The 18,761-nt window shown below is 69.8% G+C and carries 17 protein-coding genes; 6 read left to right on the plus strand and 11 right to left on the minus strand.

The annotated features are described in order from the left end of the window. Positions 1–14 precede the first annotated feature (14 nt). From OG698_RS13405 to OG698_RS13430, 6 genes are all read right to left on the minus strand, one after another. Positions 15–1,370, minus strand: a complete 1,356-nt coding sequence (locus OG698_RS13405) for a nucleobase:cation symporter-2 family protein (protein ID WP_406103255.1) — start codon at positions 1,368–1,370, stop codon at positions 15–17. A 196-nt stretch (positions 1,371–1,566) separates the two neighbouring features. Then, positions 1,567–2,499, minus strand: coding sequence for a factor-independent urate hydroxylase (gene pucL / locus OG698_RS13410; RefSeq protein WP_326773486.1), 933 nt, complete (start codon positions 2,497–2,499; stop codon positions 1,567–1,569). Positions 2,500–2,504: 5 nt separating this feature from the next. Further along, positions 2,505–2,909, minus strand: a complete 405-nt coding sequence (gene uraH / locus OG698_RS13415) for a hydroxyisourate hydrolase (RefSeq protein WP_326773487.1) — start codon at positions 2,907–2,909, stop codon at positions 2,505–2,507. Beyond that, positions 2,909–3,424, minus strand: a complete 516-nt coding sequence (uraD, locus tag OG698_RS13420) for a 2-oxo-4-hydroxy-4-carboxy-5-ureidoimidazoline decarboxylase (RefSeq protein WP_406111038.1) — start codon at positions 3,422–3,424, stop codon at positions 2,909–2,911. Before uraD ends, uraH begins: the two co-directional genes overlap by 1 nt. A gap of 171 nt (positions 3,425–3,595) precedes the next feature. Further along, on the minus strand, positions 3,596–3,973 hold the full coding sequence (locus tag OG698_RS13425; RefSeq protein ID WP_266675213.1) for a helix-turn-helix domain-containing protein: 378 nt from the start codon (positions 3,971–3,973) through the stop codon (positions 3,596–3,598). Further along, positions 3,970–4,221, minus strand: a complete 252-nt coding sequence (locus OG698_RS13430; RefSeq protein ID WP_406103256.1) for a hypothetical protein — start codon at positions 4,219–4,221, stop codon at positions 3,970–3,972. Before OG698_RS13430 ends, OG698_RS13425 begins: the two co-directional genes overlap by 4 nt. 160 nt (positions 4,222–4,381) lie before the next feature. Here OG698_RS13430 and OG698_RS13435 point away from each other — a divergent pair, with 160 nt between their 5' ends. The 3 genes from OG698_RS13435 (at position 4,382) to OG698_RS13445 (ending at position 7,849) form a co-directional block, all read left to right on the plus strand. Beyond that, the gene (locus tag OG698_RS13435) at positions 4,382–5,239 is read left to right on the plus strand and encodes a TIM barrel protein (protein ID WP_406103257.1); all 858 of its coding nucleotides are present in this window, start codon (positions 4,382–4,384) and stop codon (positions 5,237–5,239) included. 56 nt (positions 5,240–5,295) lie between these two features. Next, positions 5,296–6,186, plus strand: coding sequence for a 2-hydroxy-3-oxopropionate reductase (locus tag OG698_RS13440; RefSeq protein WP_100591420.1), 891 nt, complete (start codon positions 5,296–5,298; stop codon positions 6,184–6,186). A 205-nt stretch (positions 6,187–6,391) separates the two neighbouring features. Next, entirely contained in the window at positions 6,392–7,849 is a 1,458-nt protein-coding gene (locus tag OG698_RS13445) for a catalase (RefSeq protein ID WP_399967769.1), read from the plus strand. Positions 7,850–8,294: 445 nt separating this feature from the next. On the opposite strand, the gene OG698_RS13450 is transcribed toward OG698_RS13445, so the two are convergent. Continuing rightward, positions 8,295–9,080 (minus strand): hypothetical protein, encoded by a 786-nt coding sequence (locus OG698_RS13450; RefSeq protein ID WP_406103258.1) that lies wholly within the window; start codon positions 9,078–9,080, stop codon positions 8,295–8,297. A 155-nt stretch (positions 9,081–9,235) separates the two neighbouring features. Beyond that, positions 9,236–11,023, minus strand: coding sequence for a glyoxylate carboligase (gcl, locus tag OG698_RS13455; protein WP_329569179.1), 1,788 nt, complete (start codon positions 11,021–11,023; stop codon positions 9,236–9,238). Between the two features lie 355 nt (positions 11,024–11,378). Between gcl and OG698_RS13460 the strand changes: the two genes are divergently transcribed. Then, the gene (locus OG698_RS13460) at positions 11,379–12,179 is read left to right on the plus strand and encodes a hypothetical protein (protein ID WP_406103259.1); all 801 of its coding nucleotides are present in this window, start codon (positions 11,379–11,381) and stop codon (positions 12,177–12,179) included. A gap of 89 nt (positions 12,180–12,268) precedes the next feature. Here the strand turns inward: OG698_RS13460 and OG698_RS13465 are convergent, their stop codons facing one another. Together OG698_RS13465 and OG698_RS13470 are read right to left on the minus strand one after the other, a co-directional pair. After that, complete coding sequence (locus OG698_RS13465; protein WP_406103260.1) at positions 12,269–13,915, minus strand: AMP-binding protein; 1,647 nt, start codon at positions 13,913–13,915, stop codon at positions 12,269–12,271. Continuing rightward, the gene (locus OG698_RS13470) at positions 13,912–15,615 is read right to left on the minus strand and encodes an AMP-binding protein (protein WP_406103261.1); all 1,704 of its coding nucleotides are present in this window, start codon (positions 15,613–15,615) and stop codon (positions 13,912–13,914) included. Before OG698_RS13470 ends, OG698_RS13465 begins: the two co-directional genes overlap by 4 nt. Before the next feature lie 109 nt (positions 15,616–15,724). Here OG698_RS13470 and OG698_RS13475 point away from each other — a divergent pair, with 109 nt between their 5' ends. Next, a complete protein-coding gene (locus OG698_RS13475; RefSeq protein ID WP_406103262.1) occupies positions 15,725–16,642 on the plus strand; it encodes a response regulator transcription factor in 918 nt (305 codons plus the stop codon). Between the two features lie 91 nt (positions 16,643–16,733). Then, complete coding sequence (locus OG698_RS13480) at positions 16,734–17,378, plus strand: LysE family translocator (protein WP_406103263.1); 645 nt, start codon at positions 16,734–16,736, stop codon at positions 17,376–17,378. Between the two features lie 68 nt (positions 17,379–17,446). Here OG698_RS13480 and OG698_RS13485 read toward each other — a convergent pair whose 3' ends face one another. Beyond that, entirely contained in the window at positions 17,447–18,595 is a 1,149-nt protein-coding gene (locus OG698_RS13485) for a winged helix DNA-binding domain-containing protein (protein WP_406103264.1), read from the minus strand. Positions 18,596–18,761 lie beyond the last annotated feature (166 nt).

The raw sequence follows: 18,761 nt of genomic DNA on the forward strand, positions 1-18,761 counted from the left end.
GGCACGGCAGGACCCTAGGAGGATTTGAGTGCCGCGGCGGCGGTGGCGCGGCCGCGGGTGCCGAGATGGTGAAAGAACAGGTTCAGCGATACGGCCACCAGGGCGCCCGCGCTGATGCCGGAGCCCAGCACGGTCTGCGCCCAGGCCGGGAATTCGGCGTAGAAGGTGGGCGCGGCGAGCGGGATGATGCCCGCGCCGAGCGAGACGGCGACCAGGATGATGTTCGAGCTGTCGTCGAGGCCGGCCTCCGACAGCGTACGGATGCCGCTGACGGCGATGGAGCCGAAGAGGACGATGCCCGCGCCGCCGAGGACCGGCATCGGCACCGTGGAGACCACCGCGCCGAGCACCGGGAAGGCGCCGAGGACCAGGAGCGCGCCTCCCGCGGCGGCGACGACGTAGCGGCTGCGCACCTTGGTCAGCGAGACGACGCCGACATTCTGGGCGAAGGCCGAGGTGGGGAAGCCGCCGAAGACGGGGCCGAGAAGGGTGGCGAGGCCGTCGGTGCGCAGGCCGCGGGTGATGGTCCTGCCGCTGGTCTCGCGGTCGCAGATCTCGCCGATGGCGAGCATTCCGGCGCTGGACTCCGTCATCAGGACGAGCATCACCAGGCAGAGCGAGAGGATCGCGGCGGGCTGGAACTCGGGCGTGCCGAACGCGAAGGGCGTCGGCAGCGCGGCGACCGGGGCCGACTTCAGGGCGCCGAAGTCGGCCATGCCGAACGGGATCGCGGCCAGCGTGCCGATCAACAGGCCCAGAAGCAGGGCGACTTGCTTGACGAAGCCGCGGCCGAAGCGCTGGATCATCAGGATGACGACGAGCGTGAACGCGGCGAGTCCCAGGTACTTCATGTCGCCAAAGTCGGCGGCGGTCCTGTCACCGCCCTGCGCCCAGGCGACCGGGACGGGCATCAGGGTCACCCCGATGAGGGTGATGACGACGCCCGTGACGAGCGGCGGGAAGAAGCGCAGGAGCCTGCCGAAGAACGGGCCGATCGCGAGACAGAAGACGCCGGCGACCATCACCGCACCGTAGATGGCGGGGAGTTGGTCGCCCCGGGCGTTGGTCTCGGCGATGGCGAGCATCGGCGCGATGCCGGCCGAGGAGGCGGCGTTGACGAAGGGCAGCCGGTTGCCGACGAGTCCCTTGACGCCGAGGGTCTGCAGGAGGGTGGCCACGCCCGCGATGAGCAGACTGGCGGCGATGAGCCGGGTCTGGCCCGCCGTGTCGAGACGGACGGCCTGGCCGATGATGAGCGGGGGCGTGACCACGCCCGCGTACATCGCGGCGATGTGCTGGAGTGCCGCGGGGACGAGCCGCGAGGGGTGGAGCTTCTGGTCAACCGGGTGGACGGTCAAGTCCTGTGCCATTGACGTCTCCTGAGCTGCAGTAAACTGCTCGTCTTCCTACGGGAGGGCGGTCAGGGCTTGACCGTCATGAGGCCGTACGGCCGAGTGAAAAGCCCCTTGGGGCGGAGTCACTGCTGTTCCCTCCGGTGATGTCACCGGTCGTTCCGGGAACTCGGTCCCCGGGGCCTCTGCAGAGCCCCGGGGACGTCAATTGCCGTCAGAGGTTGGTCATGTCGACCGGGATGTGCGGCTCGCAGCCGTCGCGCAGGATGGTGGCCTCGATCAGGCCGTAGGGGCGGTCGGCCGCGTAGTACACGGCGCCGTCCTTGGCTTCGTTCTCCAGACCGAAGGCGGAGAGGTCCTGCCGGAAGTGGTGCTTGTTGGGCGCGGAGAAGCGGATCTCGTCGATCTCGCTGCGGTTGTTGATGACCCGCGAACCCATTTGGTACAGCGTCTGCTGGAGCGAGAGCGAGTACGTCTCCACGAACGCCTGGAGGATGTGCTTCTTGGACTGCTCGTAGGACTTCTCCCACTGCGGCATGCGCTGGTCGTCGGACGTCCAGTTGTGCCGCCACCACGTCGACAGGGACGTGGCGAGGATACGGTCGTAGTCCTCCTGGAGCGTCGTGTACTTGTCCTTGATGTAGCCCCAGAACTCGGAGTTCGTGGAGTTCATCACGGTCAGGTCCTTGAGCCCGGACAGGACTTCGAACTTCTCACCGTCGTACGTGATCTGCGCGAGGCGGGTCTCCTGGCCCTTGCGGACGAAGGAGTGCTTGACCTCGTCGGCGCCGATGAACTTGGAGTTGCCGTCGGAGCCGGCGATGCGCTCCCAGGAGTACTCCTCGATGCGGATGCGCGCGCGGTGGATGGACGGCTGGCTGTCCACGAAGTGCCGGGCGAGGTGGATGCCGTACTGCTCGGCCGACTCGATGCCGTATTCCTTGGCGAACGCGAAGCAGGTGTTCTTCGTCGTGTCCGTCGGAAGGCAGTTGGCGTTGGAGCCGTTGTAGTGGACGTCGTCGAGGTCGCCGGAGAGGGCGACGGAGACGTTCAGGTCCTTGATGTGGTGGGTGTCGCCGTCCCGCGTGATCTTGACGACGCGGTTCTCTGCTTTGCCGTACTGGTTCTGGCCGAGAATCGTGGGCATGTCTGCTAGCTCCCTCGGTAAACGGAGTAGCCGAACGGGTTGAGCAGCAGCGGTACGTGATAGTGCTCGCCCGGCTTGACGGCGAACGTGATCGCCACCTCCGGGAAGAACGCACCGCTGTCCCTTACGCGGGGGGCGTCCTGCTGCGCCTCGGCTTGCTTCACTGTCTTGATAGAACGCGTGAAGTACGTCTCGACGGCGAAGTCGAGCCGTACGTGGGTGGTGCCCTCCGGCAGCGCCGGCAGGTCCTTGCAGCGCCCGTCCGCGTCGGTCGCGGAGCCGCCGAGCGCCACCCACTCGGCGTCGCTGCCCTGACGGGCGGCGAGCGAGATGGCGACGCCCTCGGCGGGGCGTCCGATGCTGGTGTCGAGAATGTGCGTCGACACCGACGCGGTGGTCGCGGTGCTCATCAGTCCTTGTCCTCTTCCACTTCTACGTCTTCTTCGGCGAGGCGGGTCAGGCGGATACGGTTGATCTTCCCCAGTTCGGTGCGCACGATCTCGCGCTCCGTCCCGGTGTCGTTGCCGATCCTGGCCTTCATCGCGTCGCGCATCTGCTCGCCGGTCGCCCCGGTGGCGCAGATCAGGAAGACATGACCGAACCGGTCCTGGTACGCCAGGTTCAGTTCGAGCATCTCGGCCTTGAGCTCCTCGGAGGCGCCGGCCATGCCCCGCTGCTCGCGGGACGAGGTCGGGTCGCCCGGCTTCGGGCGGCCGATCGGGGGGTGCCCCGCCATCGCCTCGGCGAGATCCTCGGCGCTGAGCTCGGCCATGGCGACGTCGCTCGCGGCGAAGAGTTCCTCCGCGGTTTTGAAGGGGCGCTGGGCGAGGAGCTTGCTCCCCCACGCCGAGCTGGCACACACCTCGTGGAGCGCGGCACCGGCCGCGTTCTCCTGAAGGGTGTTGAACCGGGAAAGCCCCGGCATCGGACGTGAAGTCACGGGAAGCCTCCGTGGCCTTGAGCTGGACGGGCTGCGGATAGCTAACGCCCTCCGAAACACCACGTCAACACTTTGTTGAAAACTCGGAGTTACAAAAACCGCCGCCCGGTATCCGGACGGCGGCTGGTTCGACACCTTGGCGTGATACTGGGGAGGCTACTCCCCCTTGGCGGCGTTTTCCCTGTTCAGGTAGTTGTAGACGGTAAAACGACTCACCCCGAGCGCACCGGCCACGGTCTCCACTCCGTGCCGCACGGAGAAGGCACCGCGTGCCTCCAGTATCCGTACGACCTCCTGCTTGGCCTTGCGGTCGAGGGCTGACAGGGGCATGCCCTGCCCGCGCTCCATGGCCACCAGGATGTGATCCAGGGAGTCGGCCAGCTGGGGCAGCCGTACGGCGATGACCTCGCGGCCCTCCCAGTGCAGGACGACATCGTCCTTGCCCGCCTCCTGCGGCGGCAGCATCTCGCCCCCCATGGCGTCCACCAGCGGCTTCACCGCGCTGACGAAGGGGACGTCTCCTGTAGCGGTCACTTGTCGCCCTCCCCGACGACATTGACCTGGAGTGAGACGCGGGTGGCGCCGGCCTCCAGGGTCTGGCGCAGCAGCGCCTCCACCGCACCGAGCACGGCGCCCGCGTCCCCCTCGGCGGTGTTGCCGAACGGTCCGACATCCACCGCGTCCAGTTCGGCCTTCTGGATGACGTCGCGGGCGACGACCGCATGGGGCGGCGCCTCGTCCAGGTCGAAGGGCTCGGTCGTGAACTCCACTCTCAATCGCACGGGGTCAACCTACTGCCGCGACCGGTTTTTCCGGCAGCCCCTCTTGACAAGAGCGAAGCATCCCCGGCAGTCTTCCATCAAGCAGAAACGAACTTCCGCTATACGGAACTCGACACCGAGTGCCGTACGGATCTCGATACGGAAGGGAGCGCCGACCCCCATGCCGAGCTTTTCGATGGGCACAGCCGCAGACCAGCGCTTCAACGTCAACCTGTCGATCCTCTTCACGGAACTCCCGCTCCTGGAGCGCCCCGCGGCCGCCGCCGCGGCGGGCTTCACCGCGGTCGAGCTGTGGTGGCCCTGGGTCGACGCCCCCACCCCCGAGCAGTCCGAGCTCGACGCCCTCAGGAAGGCGATCGAGGACGCGGGCGTACAGCTCACCGGACTCAACTTCTACGCCGGACAGCTGCCGGGCCCCGACCGCGGCGCCCTGTCCGTCCCCGGCGAGGAGAGCGACAAGTTCCGCGCGAACATCGACATCGCGGCGGACTTCGCCCTCTCCCTCGGCTGCACGGCGCTCAACGCGCTGTACGGCAACCGCGTCGACGGCGTGGACCCGGCGGTCCAGGACGAGCTCGCCCTGGAGAACCTGGTGCTCGCGGCCCGCGCCGCCGACCGCGTCGGCGCGATCCTCCTGATCGAGGCGCTGAACAAGCCCGAGTCGCCGCTGTGCCCGATCGTGAGCGCCCCCAAGGCGATCGAGATCGTGGACAAGGTGAACGCGGCCACGGGCCTCGGCAACGCCAAGTTCCTGATGGACCTGTACCACCTGTCCATGAACGGCGAGGACCTGCCCGCGGTGATCGAGCAGTACGCCGCGAAGACCGGCCACGTGCAGATCGCCGACAACCCGGGCCGCGGCGCCCCCGGCACCGGTTCGCTGCCGCTCGAGGAGCTGCTCGACCAGCTGGCGAAGACGGGCTACGAGGGCTACGTCGGCCTGGAGTACAAGCCCGGCGACAAGCCGAGCGCCGAGGCCTTCGCCTGGCTGCCCGCCGGGGCCCGCGCCGCGCGCTGAGCGTCCCGACGCGCGCCAACTCACCTACGTACGACCGCAGTTAGAGAGGCACCCTCATGAGCAACCTCCCCAAGATCGCGTGGATCGGACTCGGCATCATGGGCTCCCCCATGTCCGAGAACCTGATCAAGGCTGGTTACTCGGTGACCGGCTTCACCCTCGAGCAGGACAAGCTGGAGCGGCTCGCGGCCGCCGGCGGCACCGCGGCCGGCTCGATCGCCGAGGCCGTCAAGGACGCCGACGTCATCGTCACGATGGTGCCCGCCTCTCCGCAGGTCGAGGCCATCGCCTACGGCGAGAACGGCATCCTCGAGAACGCGAAGTCCGGCGCCCTGATCGTCGACATGTCGTCGATCACCCCGCAGACCTCCGTGGACCTCGCGAAGGCCGCCAAGGACAAGGGCATCCGCGTCATCGACGCCCCGGTCTCCGGTGGCGAGGCCGGTGCGATCGAGGCCGTTCTGTCGATCATGGTCGGCGGTGAGCAGGCCGACTTCGACGAGGCCAAGCCGCTCCTCGACGCCCTCGGCAAGACCATCGTGCTGTGCGGTCCGCACGGCTCGGGCCAGACCGTGAAGGCCGCCAACCAGCTGATCGTCGCCGTGAACATCCAGGCGTGCGCCGAGGCCGTGGTCTTCCTGGAGAAGTCCGGCGTGGACCTGACGGCCGCGCTCGACGTCCTCAACGGCGGCCTGGCCGGCTCGACCGTCCTGACCCGCAAGAAGGACAACTTCCTGAACCGGGACTTCAAGCCCGGCTTCCGGATCGACCTGCACCACAAGGACATGGGCATCGTCACCGACGCCGCCCGCAACGTGGGCGCCGCCCTGCCCGTCGGCGGTGTGGTCGCCCAGCTCGTCGCCTCCCTGCGCGCCCAGGGCGACGGCGGCCTCGACCACTCCGCGCTGCTGCGCGGCGTCGAGCGCCTCTCCGGTCAGCAGGTCTGACCCCCCGGACTTCCGGGCCGTGGCGGCGCTGACACCTGTCCTGTCGCGCCCAGGCGTCGCCGCGGCCCGGAACCATGCCTTGCAATTCAACAAACCGTTGACCACAACTTCAACAAACTGTTGACGTAGCTGTTCAGAGCCTCTTACGCTCCGGTTCACCGTCAGCAGTCCCAGCAGTTCCGTACGGAAGGTCACCCTCGCCACCATGTCGAAGCGTGTGCTCACGACCGAGTCCGGCGCTCCTGTCGCCGACAACCAGAATTCCGCCACCGCCGGCGTCGGTGGCCCGCTTCTCCTCCAGGACCAGCACCTCCTCGAGAAGCTCGCTCGCTTCAACCGCGAGCGCATCCCGGAGCGTGTCGTCCACGCGCGCGGTTCCGGCGCGTACGGCTACTTCGAGGTGACGGACGACGTCACCGGCTTCACCCACGCCGACTTCCTCAGCACGGTCGGCAAGCGCACCGAGACGTTCATCCGCTTCTCCACCGTCGCGGACAACCTCGGCGGCGCGGACGCGGTCCGCGACCCGCGCGGCTTCGCGCTGAAGTTCTACACCGAAGAGGGCAACTACGACCTCGTCGGCAACAACACCCCGGTGTTCTTCATCAAGGACCCGATCAAATTCCCCGACTTCATCCACTCCCAGAAGCGCGACCCCTTCACGGGCAAGCAGGAGGCGGACAACGTCTGGGACTTCTGGGCGCACGCCCCCGAGGCGACGCACCAGATCACCTGGCTGATGGGCGACCGCGGCATCCCTGCCTCGTACCGCCACATGAACGGCTACGGCTCGCACACCTACCAGTGGACGAACGCCGAGGGCGAGGCCTTCTTCGTCAAGTACCACTTCAAGACGAACCAGGGCATCCGCTGCCTCTCCTCCGAGCAGGGCGCCGAGATCGCGGGCAAGGACGCCAACTCGCACCAGACGGACCTGCTCCAGGCCATCGAGCGCGGCGTCAACCCGTCCTGGACCCTGTACGTGCAGCTCATGCCCGTCGCCGAGGCGGACGACTACCGCTTCAACCCGTTCGACCTCACCAAGGTGTGGCCGCACAAGGACTACCCGCTGCAGCGCGTGGGCCGCCTGGTCCTCGACCGCAACCCGGACAACGTCTTCGCCGAGGTCGAGCAGGCCGCGTTCTCCCCGAACAACTTCGTGCCCGGCATCGGTCCCTCCCCGGACAAGATGCTCCAGGGCCGCCTGTTCGCCTACGCGGACGCGCACCGCTACCGCCTGGGCGTCAACCACACCCAGCTCGCGGTGAACGCGCCCAAGGCGACCAACGCCGACAACTACGGCCGCGACGGCCTGATGGCGTCCAACGCCTACGGCCGCGACCGCAAGAACTACGAGCCCAACTCGTACGACGGGCCCGCCGAGACCGGCCGCCCGCTGTCGGCCCCGCTCGCCGTCGCCGGCTACACCGGCACGCACGAGGCGCCCGCCCACACCAAGGACGACGACTTCTTCCAGGCGGGCGAGCTGTTCCGCCTGATGTCGGACGACGAGAAGTCCCGTCTGATCGCCAACATCGCCGGCGGCCTCTCGCAGGTTTCCCGCGACGACGTGATCGAGAAGAACCTGGCTCACTTCCACGCCGCCGACGCCGAGTACGGCAAGCGCGTGGAGGAGGCGGTCCGCGCCCTGCGCGAGGACTAGCACCCGAGCTGCGTCCGGGGTCTGACGGGAGGTCAGGCCCCGGACGCAATGCCCGCGCCGCTGTGCAGACCCGGATGAGGGGTGGTCACACGGCGACGCGGGCGGTCCGCCCCAGGCGGACAGGCACGGTCCGCGGCGGCTCTGCGAGCCAGTGCGGTGGTCAAGATCCTGGCGGCCCCTGCTCGACCTGAGGGGAGGGCAGCCGCCGGGGTTCATCCCAGGCCGCCGCGGTACCGGCCACACCACGGAATCCGCCCGGCGGCACGCATGCATGTTTCGCCAGTCGCATGCCGTCGGGCGGCACCAACTCCCTTCGGGGAAAGACCTCTTCGGGGAATGCTCAGTTCAGGAGAGGCCGGCTTCGGGGGAAGCGCAGAACGCCGAGTACGGACGGTCCCGTACTCGGCGTTCTTGCGTTGTCCCCGCGTCGCTCGGCCGACGGTGCTCAGGAGTTGCCGCTGCCCGCCTGCGCGATCAGCTTCTCGCGCAGCACGGTCCACTGCGCCGTCATGTCGTGCACGAGATACAGGTCGCGCCGCCGCGTCCAGGCCTGGCCCGACTCGGGGTCGTACGTGCCGGGCATCTCGAAGCCGGCGGGCGCGTACGCCTTCATGCCGCGGTCGTTCGTGGTCTGCACGCAGCGCTTGACGTGATCGCGGAAGCCGATGACGCCCGCGGTGCCGATGCCCTCCGGCAGCTTCTCGCGGGCCTCCACGACCTGGGCGGCGACGCCGTCCGTGCTCAGGTACGTGATGGTGCCGTCCGGCGCGACGACCGGCTCGATCGATGTCACGTCGGTCATGCGGTACTTGGACTTCAGGAAGCGCGCGATCTCCCACTGCGCGTACACGGGCACGTCCCTGCGGGCGCGCACGCGGGCCACGGTGTCCGCCAGCTCCTCGTTGACCGGTCCCGGCTCGTACATGACCTTCGTGGGGTCGCCGCCACCGGCCGGCGGCCGGTTCCCGAAGCCGTACGCGACGAGGAAGTCGATCCGGCCCAGGGGCACCGTCGGCGGGTGCCAGTCGAAGCCGATGTCGTGGATGTGGGGCTCGACGGCGCGGGCGGCGGCCCGGTCGTCGAGTTCGTCGCCGAGCGCGGCCCGCATGGCCTTCCTCAGCCGGTCGTCCCTCAGCCGGTCGTCGCCGTACGAGGGGGCGGGGGCCGCGCCGAGCAGGGCGGGGGCGGCGGCCGCCGCCGCGATGCCCGCGGCGAATCTACGTCGTTCCATGACCGGATCGTCGCCTTCCGGGGCGGCCCGCCGGTCAACACTGGGCGGCGCGCGGATGTCAGCGCGGTGTCACGTGTAACTCGCGGTGTCATGCCGAAGGGGCGGTACACCCCCCATCGGGTGGACCGCCCCCGGTTCGGCCGGCAGGCGCCTGATCAGGCCGTCAGCGGCCGGATCGCGGTCGGCGCGTGGCCGGGCTCGGTCGCGAGCTCCTCGAACTCCTTGACGGCGCTGATGTCGGCCGTCGGGCTCATCGAGATGTTCGTGATGCGCTCCAGGATCGCCTCGACGACGACCGGCACGCGGTACTGCGCGGCGAGCTTCTTGGCCTCCTCGAAGGCCGGCAGGAGCTGGTCGGGCTCGGTGACGCGGATCGCCTTGCAGCCGAGGCCCTCGGCGACCTTGACGTGGTCGACGCCGTAGACGCCGAGCTCGGGGCTGTTCTGGTTCTCGAACTCCAGGTTGACCTGGAAGTTGATGTCGAGACCGATCTGCGCCTGGCGGATCAGGCCCAGGTAGGCGTTGTTGACCAGGACGTGGACGTACGGGATGCGGTGCTGCGCGCCGACCGCCAGCTCCTCGATCATGAACTGGAAGTCGTAGTCGCCGGAGAGCGCGACGACCTGGGTCTCCGGGTCGGCGGTGGCGACACCGAGCGCGGCCGGGATGGTCCAGCCGAGCGGGCCCGCCTGGCCGCAGTTGATCCAGTGGCGCGGCTTGTAGACGTGCAGCATCTGCGCGCCGGCGATCTGGGAGAGGCCGATGGTGGTGACGTAACGGGTGTCGGGCCCGAACGCCTTGTTCATCTCCTCGTAGACGCGCTGGGGCTTCATCGGCACGTTGTCGAAGTGCGTGCGGCGGTGCAGCGTGCCCTTGCGCTCCAGGTGGGAGGCGACCCACGCGGAACGGTCGGGGAGCTTGCCCGCGGCCTTGAGCTCGCGCGCGACCTCGACGAACAGCTCGAGGGCGGCCTTGGCGTCGGAGGCGATCCCGTAGTCCGGGGCGAAGATCTTGCCGATCTGGGTCGGCTCGATGTCGACGTGGACGAACTTGCGGCCCTCGCGGTACACGTCCAGCTTGTAGCCGGTGTGACGGTTGGCCCAGCGGTTGCCGATGCCGAGGACGAAGTCCGATTCCAGGAACGTGGCGTTGCCGTAGCGGTGGCCCGTCTGCTGGCCGACCATGCCCGCGTTCAGGTCGTGGTCGTCCGGGATGGTGCCCCAGCCCATGAGGGTCGGGACGACCGGCGTGTTGGTGATCTCGGCGAACTCGACCAGGAGGTCGGAGGCGTCCGCGTTGATGATGCCGCCGCCGGCGACGATCAGCGGGCGCTCGGACTCCAGGAGGAAGGAGATCGCCTTCTCGATCTGGGCGCGGGTCGCGGCCGGCTTGTAGACGGGCAGCGGCTCGTACGTCTCCGGGTCGAAGTCGATCTCGGTCTGCTGGACGTCGATCGGCAGGTCGATGAGGACCGGGCCCGGACGGCCGGAGCGCATCAGGTGGAACGCCTGCTGGAAGACGCCGGGCACCTGGGCCGCTTCGAGGACCGTGACGGCCATCTTGGTGACGGGCTTCGCGATCGAGGCGATGTCGACGGCCTGGAAGTCCTCCTTGTGCAGGAGGTGGCTGGGCGCCTGGCCCGTGATGCACAGGATCGGGATGGAGTCACCGGTGGCCGAGTAGAGGCCGGTGATCATGTCGGTGCCGGCCGGGCCCGAGGTGCCGATGCAGACCCCGATGTTGCCCGGGTTCGTACGGGTGTAGCCCTCGGCCATGTGCGAGGCGCCCTCGACGTGGCGGGCCAGCGTGTGGCTGATGCCGCCGACCTCCTTGAGGGACTTGTAGAAGGGGTTGATGGCGGCACCCGGCACGCCGAACGCGTTCGTGACGCCTTCGCGCTTGAGGATCTCAACTGCCGCGCTGGCAGCGGTCATACGAGCCATTGAGTTCTCCTGCTTCGGCTGTCGGATTCGCGCTCCCGTCGCGCCCCCGCGGCGAGCTGTGAGTCCGTGTTGTCTTCGTACTGTCTTCAGCTTCTAATTTCCACATCGCGGAAACTAGGTTCTGCTATATGGAAGCAATGTAGGCGGCGACCTGCCGAGCGTCAAGGGACGGCCTCTCGTCGACGGATCCGGAGGGATCTCGCCCGACTGCCTGCCGCGGCCGGGGAGTTTGGAGGACGATGGGTGCCGAGGGTCTTTCGTTCCGATCCGGCCTGATCCGAACGAAAGGCCTCAGGGCGGGAAGCCATCACGTGAGCCCGGGTGCGGAGCCCCGGGCGGATGCCGGGAGTGGGTCATGGCTCAGAACGTGCCGGTGCGGTGCCCCGCCTGCCGGCGTGAACAGGTGTATGCGCCACCGGTCTACCCGTGCTCGTGCGGCGCGCCCGTCGTGCCGCCGCTGCGGCGCGGGGCGCCCGCGGAGCCGGTCACGCACCGCACCTGGCTCGACGACTGGGTGACCGTGCGGTGCGCGGCCTGCGGGCGCCGGGACCGGTGGCCGCGCCCGGAGATCGGCTGCGCGTGCGGCACGGTGCTGAGGATCCCGGTCGACGGCGACCCGGCGCCGAGCCATGACGCGTCGCCGGACTCCGACGTGGTGGGCGGCATGACCTGGCCGGGGCTCGCGGACCCGCCCACGACGGACGGTACGGATCAGGCCGGTCCTACGCGGCCGGGCCCCGCCCACATTCCGCTGCCGCCCACGGCTCCCGTCCCGCGCCCCGCGTTCCAGCCGGTGGCCATCCGCACGGCGCGCGACGCAGTGACCGCTGTCGCCCTCTATCTTCGCTGGCTCGGCTACCGGGACGTCCGCCGCGCCGACCAGCGCCCCTCGTCCGGCATCGGCCTCGCGGCGCGCGGCGTCGTCGCCCAGGTCGAGCCGTCGGTACGGCCCGCCACCCTGCGGGACGTGGAGTGCCTGTGGCTGACCGGCATGACGGAGTCGGCGGTCAGCGTCTACTTCTCGCTCGCGGGCTACGACGAGGACGCGCGCACCCGCGCCGACGAACTCGACGTCCCGCTCTTCGTCCTCGACCTGGCGGGCATGCCCCAGCCGGTCAACAATCCGGCGGACGAACTGATAGCGGCCGGGGCGTAGACCCTGCCGGGTTCGGTCGGAGGTACGGGACGGGGCCTCATCCGGGCTGATCGCGCCCGGATGAGGCCCCGCAGAAGAAGTCGTACGCCTCAGCCGGCGTCGGCCCCGTAACCCTCCCGCAGCTCGATCTTGCGGACCTTGCCGCTCACCGTCATCGGGAACGCGTCGAGGATGCGCAGCCGGGCCGGCGTCTTGTAGTGAGCCAGCTGGTCGCGGCAGTACGCGCGGAGCTCCTCCAGGGTGAGCGTGTCCTCGGGGTCGCGGAGGATGACGCAGGCCAGGACCTCCTCCCCGTACCGCTCGTCGGGCACGCCCACGACCTGGACGTCCGCGATCTTCGGGTGGGCGTAGAGGAACTCCTCGATCTCGCGCGGGTAGACGTTCTCGCCGCCCCTGATGATCATGTCCTTGATGCGGCCGACGATCTGGACGTAGCCGTCCTCGCGCAGGACCGCGAGGTCGCCGGTGTGCATCCACCGTCCCGGGTCGATGACCTCGGCCGTCTTCTCCGGCTCGTCCCAGTAGCCGAGCATCACGCTGTAGCCGCGCGTGCACAGCTCCCCCGGCTCGCCGCGCGGCAGCGTCACGCCGCTGACCGGGTCGACGACCTTGACCTCGATGTGCGGCAGGACGCGGCCGACCGTGCCGGTGCGGCGCTCCAGGTCGTCGTCGCGGCGGGTCTGCGTGGAGACGGGCGAGGTCTCGGTCATGCCGTAGCAGATGGAGACCTCCGCCATGTGCATCTCGGCGACGACCCGCTTCATGACCTCTACGGGACACGGCGAGCCCGCCATGATGCCGGTCCGCAGCGACGACAGGTCGTACGTCGCGAAGTCGGCGAGGTTCAGCTCGGCGATGAACATGGTCGGGACGCCGTACAGCGACGTGCACCGCTCGCGCTCGACCGCGTGGAGTGTGGCGACGGGGTCGAAGGACGGGGCGGGGATGACGATGCAGGCCCCGTGGGATGTTGCGCCCAGATTACCCATCACCATCCCAAAACAGTGGTAGAAGGGCACGGGCAGGCAGACCCGGTCCTGCTCGGTGTAGCCGACCGTCTCGCCCACCCAGAAGCCGTTGTTGAGGATGTTGTGGTGGGAGAGCGTGGCGCCCTTCGGGAAGCCCGTCGTGCCCGAGGTGTACTGGATGTTGACCGGGTCGTCACAACTCAACTCCGCCTGCCTGGCGTCGAGTTGCTCGACCGTCACCGCGGCCGCACCCGCCGTCAGGGCGTCCCATCCGGGGTCACCGATGAAGACCGTCTCGCGCAGCTCGGGGCACCGCTCCCGCACCTGCCGGACGAGCGCCCGGTAGTCGCTGCCCTTGTGCTCGGTCGAGGCGACGAGGATGGAGACGCCCGCCTGCCTGAGCACGAACTCCAACTCGTGGGCGCGGTATGCGGGGTTGATGTTCACCATGACCGCGCCGATGCGCGCGGTCGCGTACTGCACGAGGACCCACTCGGGGCAGTTGACTGCCCAGATCCCGACGCGGTCACCCTTGAGCACACCTGCGGCGAGCAGCCCGCGCGCCAACTGGTCGACGTCCGCGCCGAATTGGGCGTAGGTCCAGCGGCGCCCGGACGGCACGTCGACCAGTGCGTCACGGTCGGGGTACGTGGCCACGGCCCGGTCGAGGTTGCGGCCGATGGTGTCGCCGAGGAGCGGCGCGGGGTCCGTCCCGTGCGCGTACGAGAGGTTCGGGGGCCGGTACGTCGTGCGGGGTTCGCTCGTCATCGGAAGTCCTCCTCGCGGTACTCGGCCGTGGAACCCTGCGCCGTGCGCTCGCGCAGCTCGATCCGGCGGATCTTGCCGGAGACCGTCTTGGGCAGTTCGGCGAACTCCAGACGCCGGACGCGCTTGTACGGCGCGAGTACGTCCCGCGAGTGCTGGAACAGCAGCTTCGCCGTGCCGGGCCCGGGTTCGTACCCCTCGGCGAGGACGACGTACGCCTTGGGGACGGCGAGCCGCAGCTCGTCGGGGGCGGGCACGACGGCCGCCTCGGCAACCGCCTCGTGCTCCAGGAGCGCGCTCTCCAGCTCGAACGGACTGATCTTGTAGTCGGAGGCCTTGAAGACGTCGTCCGAGCGGCCGACGTACGTGAGATAGCCGTCGGCGTCGCGCGAGCCGATGTCGCCGGTGCGGTAGTAACCGCCCGCCATCGCCTCGGCCGTCCGCTCGGGGTCGCCGTGGTAGCCGACCATGAGGCCGACGGGCCGCTCGGACAGATCGAGGCTGATCTCGCCCTCCTGTGCGCCCGGTCGGCCGGTGACCGGGTCGAGCAGCTCGACCTTGTAGCCGGGGCTGGGGCGACCCATGGAGCCGGTCTTCAGCTCCTGACCAGGGCTGTTGGAAACCTGCACGGCGGTCTCCGTCTGGCCGAACCCGTCCCGGATGGTGACGCCCCAGGCGCGCCGCACCTGCTCGATGACCTCGGGATTCAGCGGCTCGCCCGCGGCGACGACCGCGCGCGGCGGCGTCGCCAGCTGCGTCAGGTCGGCCTGGATGAGCATGCGCCACACGGTCGGCGGGGCACAGAAGGACGTGACGCCCGCGCGCTCCATGACCTCCAGGAGCCGGCCCGCGTCGAAGCGCGTGTAGTTGTAGAGGAACACGGTCGCCTCCGCGTTCCACGGCGCGAAGAAGTTCGACCAGGCGTGCTTGGCCCAGCCGGGCGACGAGATGTTCAGATGGACGTCTCCGGGACGCAGCCCGATCCAGAACATGGTCGCCAAGTGCCCTACGGGATACGACACATGGGTGTGCTCGACGAGCTTGGGCCGGGCAGTCGTGCCGGAGGTGAAGTACAGGAGGAGCGGGTCCTCGGCCGACGTGACGCCGTCGGGCTCGAAGGTCTCGGAGGCGTCATCGGCTTCCTCGTACGAGAGCCAGCCGCCTTCCGCAGTGCCGCTCGCACCGACCACGGTTCGGGTGAAGTCGCCGGGGACCTCGGTGAACTTCTCGACGTCCTCGGGGCGCACGATGACGTGCCGGGCCCGGCCGCGGTCCACGCGGTCGCGCAGGTCGGCGGGTCCGAGCAGCGGTGTCGCGGGGATGACGACGGCCCGCAGCTTCATCGCGGCGAGCATGATCTCCCACAGCTCCACCTGATTGCCGAGCATCAGCAGGACCCGGTCGCCCGCGCGGACGCCCTGGCCGCGCAGCCAGTTGGCGACGCGGTTCGAGCGGCGGCGCAGCTCGTCGAAGGTGAAGCGGCCCTCGCGGCCGTCCTCCTCGACGATGTGCAGGGCCGTCTTCCCGTTGCCGTCGGCGATGGCGTCGAACCAGTCGAGGGCCCAGTTGAACCGCTCGGGGCGCGGCCAGGCGAAGCCCTCGTACGCGGCGGTGTAGTCGTCCGCGTTCCGCAGCAGGAAGTCCCTCGCCGTGCGGAACTGCTCGGTCGGGTTCGGATCCGTACCGCTGGTCGCCGTCGTCATGTGTCCTCCTCATTGCGGACCGTGCATGCCATCGTGTAATCCGTGACGCAGATCTCACCACCCCCGGACGGGGGTGGTGTACGGACCGCTCCCTGGAAGGACACGGCGAGTGAGCGCAGACGGGGCCGACGCGGTGGAGATGCGTGCCGCTCTGGTGCGGCTGCGGCGGGGCACGGGACTGCCCGTCGCATTCGGCGGACTCATGACGGGCGGCACCGTGACGGGCGGCACCGGTTCGGTGCGCATCGGTGAATTGAGCGGCGCGGTGACGGGCGCGCTCCGCGGCCTCGCCATCGCGACGGGCAACGGCCTCGGCGGCAAGGCGCTCGCCCTGTCCCGGCCGTGCGCCGTCACGGACTACCCGGTCTCGCGGCACATCAGCCACGAGTACGACGCGGCGGTCGCGGCCGAGGGCCTGCTCTCGGTGCTCGCGGTCCCCGTCGTCGTACGCCGCCGGGTGCGGGGCGTGCTCTACGGGGCCCTGCGCACCGCCCAGCCACTGGGCGACCGCACGCTGGGCGAGGCGGTCGCGGCGGCGCGCGACGTGGAACAGGCCTTGGTGATACGGGACGAGGCGCGGGCGCTGCTGGCGGCGGTGGGCGGAGCGAGGGCCTCCGGCGCTGGGACTGGTGGGGTAGCCGGTTCGGTGGCCGGTGCGTTGGCCGGCTCGGCGGCTGCGGCGGCCGGCTCGGCGGCGTGGGAGGAGGTGCGGGAGGCACACGGCGCGCTGCGGGCGCTCGCGCCTCGCGTCGTGGATCCGGCACTGCGCGAGGAACTCCTCACGGTGTGCGGCAGGCTCGCCTCGGCGACGGCACCGCCGCGGGTGCGGGACGTGGGGCTCACGCCGCGCGAGGTGGACGTCCTCGCGTGCGTGGCCACCGGCGCGACGAACGCGGCCACGGCCGAACGCCTCGGCCTGCGGCCCGAGACCGTGAAGGGCTATCTGCGGTCGGCCATGCGGAAGTTGGGCGCGCACACGCGCCTGGAGGCGGTGGTTGCGGCACGGAGGGCGGGGCTGCTGCCATAGCTGCTGCCTTGGGCGGCCCGCGCCTCGGGCAGGAGCAGTTCCTCAAGTGGTCCGTGGACGACGAAGGGGGTTGGGGGACATGCTGGGGAACATGGTGTCCACCGACCGGTATCTGGCGTTCGCGGCGATGTCGCTCCTTGTCATCGTGATCCCTGGGCCGAGCGTGCTGTTCGTGATCGGGCGCGCGCTCGCGCACGGCCGGCGGACGGCGGTCGCGACGGCGCTCGGCAATGTCATCGGCTCGTACGTGCTCGTGGTGGGCGTGGCGCTCGGGATCGGTTCCCTGGTGGAGCGCTCGGCAGCGGTGTTCATGGCGGTGAAGCTGGCGGGAGCCGCGTATCTGGTCCTCCTCGGCGTGCAGGCGTTCCGGCATCGCAGAGAGATGCGGGCCGAGGACATCCGGGCGCCGCAGGGCCCGCCGCGCGGGGATCTGCGGACGGTCGCGGACGGCGCGCTCGTCGGGGTGACCAACCCCAAGGGCATCGTCTTCTTCGCGGCGGTCCTGCCCCAGTTCGTGGACCATTCGGGCGGTCAAGTGCCCGTGCAGATGCTTCTGTTGGGGCTGATCCCGATCTCGATCGGCCTGGTCACGGACACGCTGTGGGGCCTGACGGCGTCCGCCGCGCGTACGTGGTTCGCCCGGTCCGACCGCCGCCTGTCGCTGATCGGCGGCACGGGAGGCTTCGCGATGATCGGCCTGGGAGTGACGGTCGCGGCGACGGGTCGCGCGGACTGATCCCGGCGCGCGCCGGCTGCCGCCGCTCGGGACCCGCGAGCGGGAGCCCGGCGCTCCGTCAGCCGCCGCTAGTCCGGCCGTACGGTCCCGAAGCGGATGTCGCACGTGCTCTTGGCCCGCAGCGTGCGCGCGGTGGTCTCCGCCTCGTCCGTGAGGGCGTCGCGCTGCCCCGCTGTGAGCTTTCCGAAGGGCTGGAGGGTGAGCGTGACGGAGGCGTCCTTGGCCTCGTCGAGCTTCCAGAGCCCGGCGAGCAGGCCGTCGACGAGGAAGGTGGGAAAGGCCATGTTCCCCTTCCAGATGCGGTCCTTGTACGCGAGCGGCACGAGGCGGGTGCGGTCGGCGTGCGAGAGCAGCACGTTGTCGAACTCGGGGAGGAGACGCGGCGGGGCAGGGGTGTCCTCGTCGGGGCGGGGCGCGTCGGGCAGGTCGAAGAGCTCGACCCCGTGCGGGTCGCGGAACGTGACCAGTTGCGGCCGCAGCCGCTCGAAGACCTCCCTCATACGGGTCAGGCCCGCCCACTGCTGCATGTCCTTGACCGAGGCGGGCCCGAAAGCGGCCAGATAGCGCAGGACGGTGCCGTCCGGGGCGGGCGCCGGGTCGGCAGCCCGGTCGAGCCAGTGCTCGGCGGTGGTCAGGGCGACCTGGCCGCTGCGCTTCCACAGGCCGCGCGGCGTGGTCTGCACGAGCGGCAGCCGGCAGCGCGCGGCGATCGTGAGGGCGAGGGGGTCGGCGTCGGGCCACTCGGCGAGGAGCAGCTCCCTGATCTGCTTGGGGGTACGCGGCTCCTGCTCGACGTACGCCTTGGTGAGCGCGGTGAGCCGGTCGAGGTCGACGCCGGGCAGGCCCTTCGCGAACATCTTCAGCTCCCGCTCGCGCGCGGGCTGGACGAGGGGGCGCAGGCTCATGCAGTCGTCGGCGCTGTGCAGGTGGATGGTCGAGCGCATGGTGACGATACGGACGACTTCGCGGTCCTCGAGGAGTCGGGAGAGCTCGGCGGGGTCGAAGCCGTCGAGCCGGGCGGCGAGCGCGCCGTAGGGCGGCTTCACGTTCTGCGCCTGGAGCCCCAGCAGATGTTCCACGGCGGCCTTCACGGTGACCGGCGAGCGCCGCAGCAGGAACTGACGATCAAGGGTGGCGCGACCCAGGGCTCGGGCCGACAGGGTCGGCGCAGCCGCATTGCTCACACTTGCCTTGGCCGTGCTCCGCGTGGTGGTCATACTCGGCACGCTATCGGGACTTGCGGACAGCTACTGGCCTAGAGCCACCGCCCAGCCAACCACCCGCGTCCCACCCGACCTGCCGACCCGCCCCCTGACGATCACTCCCCCACCGGCCGTATTTTGGGCTGGATATCCTGCACAGTGGCCGAAGTGACAGCCGTTT

This window comes from Streptomyces sp. NBC_01003, from assembly GCF_045162695.1.
In the GTDB taxonomy this organism is placed as follows: Bacteria; Actinomycetota; Actinomycetes; order Streptomycetales; family Streptomycetaceae; genus Streptomyces.

What these genes read in the sequence shown, in the direction of transcription:
- OG698_RS13465 (WP_406103260.1), bottom strand. Translation starts at nt 13,915, where the DNA reads ATGACGAGCGAACCCCGCACGACGTACCGGCCCCCGAACCTCTCGTAC.
- OG698_RS13445 (WP_399967769.1), top strand. Translation starts at nt 6,392, where the DNA reads ATGTCGAAGCGTGTGCTCACGACCGAGTCCGGCGCTCCTGTCGCCGAC.
- pucL (WP_326773486.1), bottom strand. Translation starts at nt 2,499, where the DNA reads ATGCCCACGATTCTCGGCCAGAACCAGTACGGCAAAGCAGAGAACCGC.
- OG698_RS13405 (WP_406103255.1), bottom strand. Translation starts at nt 1,370, where the DNA reads ATGGCACAGGACTTGACCGTCCACCCGGTTGACCAGAAGCTCCACCCC.
- OG698_RS13470 (WP_406103261.1), bottom strand. Translation starts at nt 15,615, where the DNA reads ATGACGACGGCGACCAGCGGTACGGATCCGAACCCGACCGAGCAGTTC.
- uraH (WP_326773487.1), bottom strand. Translation starts at nt 2,909, where the DNA reads ATGAGCACCGCGACCACCGCGTCGGTGTCGACGCACATTCTCGACACC.
- OG698_RS13450 (WP_406103258.1), bottom strand. Translation starts at nt 9,080, where the DNA reads ATGGAACGACGTAGATTCGCCGCGGGCATCGCGGCGGCGGCCGCCGCC.
- OG698_RS13480 (WP_406103263.1), top strand. Translation starts at nt 16,734, where the DNA reads ATGGTGTCCACCGACCGGTATCTGGCGTTCGCGGCGATGTCGCTCCTT.
- OG698_RS13435 (WP_406103257.1), top strand. Translation starts at nt 4,382, where the DNA reads ATGCCGAGCTTTTCGATGGGCACAGCCGCAGACCAGCGCTTCAACGTC.
- OG698_RS13440 (WP_100591420.1), top strand. Translation starts at nt 5,296, where the DNA reads ATGAGCAACCTCCCCAAGATCGCGTGGATCGGACTCGGCATCATGGGC.
- OG698_RS13485 (WP_406103264.1), bottom strand. Translation starts at nt 18,595, where the DNA reads ATGACCACCACGCGGAGCACGGCCAAGGCAAGTGTGAGCAATGCGGCT.
- gcl (WP_329569179.1), bottom strand. Translation starts at nt 11,023, where the DNA reads ATGGCTCGTATGACCGCTGCCAGCGCGGCAGTTGAGATCCTCAAGCGC.
- OG698_RS13460 (WP_406103259.1), top strand. Translation starts at nt 11,379, where the DNA reads ATGGCTCAGAACGTGCCGGTGCGGTGCCCCGCCTGCCGGCGTGAACAG.
- uraD (WP_406111038.1), bottom strand. Translation starts at nt 3,424, where the DNA reads ATGCCGGGGCTTTCCCGGTTCAACACCCTTCAGGAGAACGCGGCCGGT.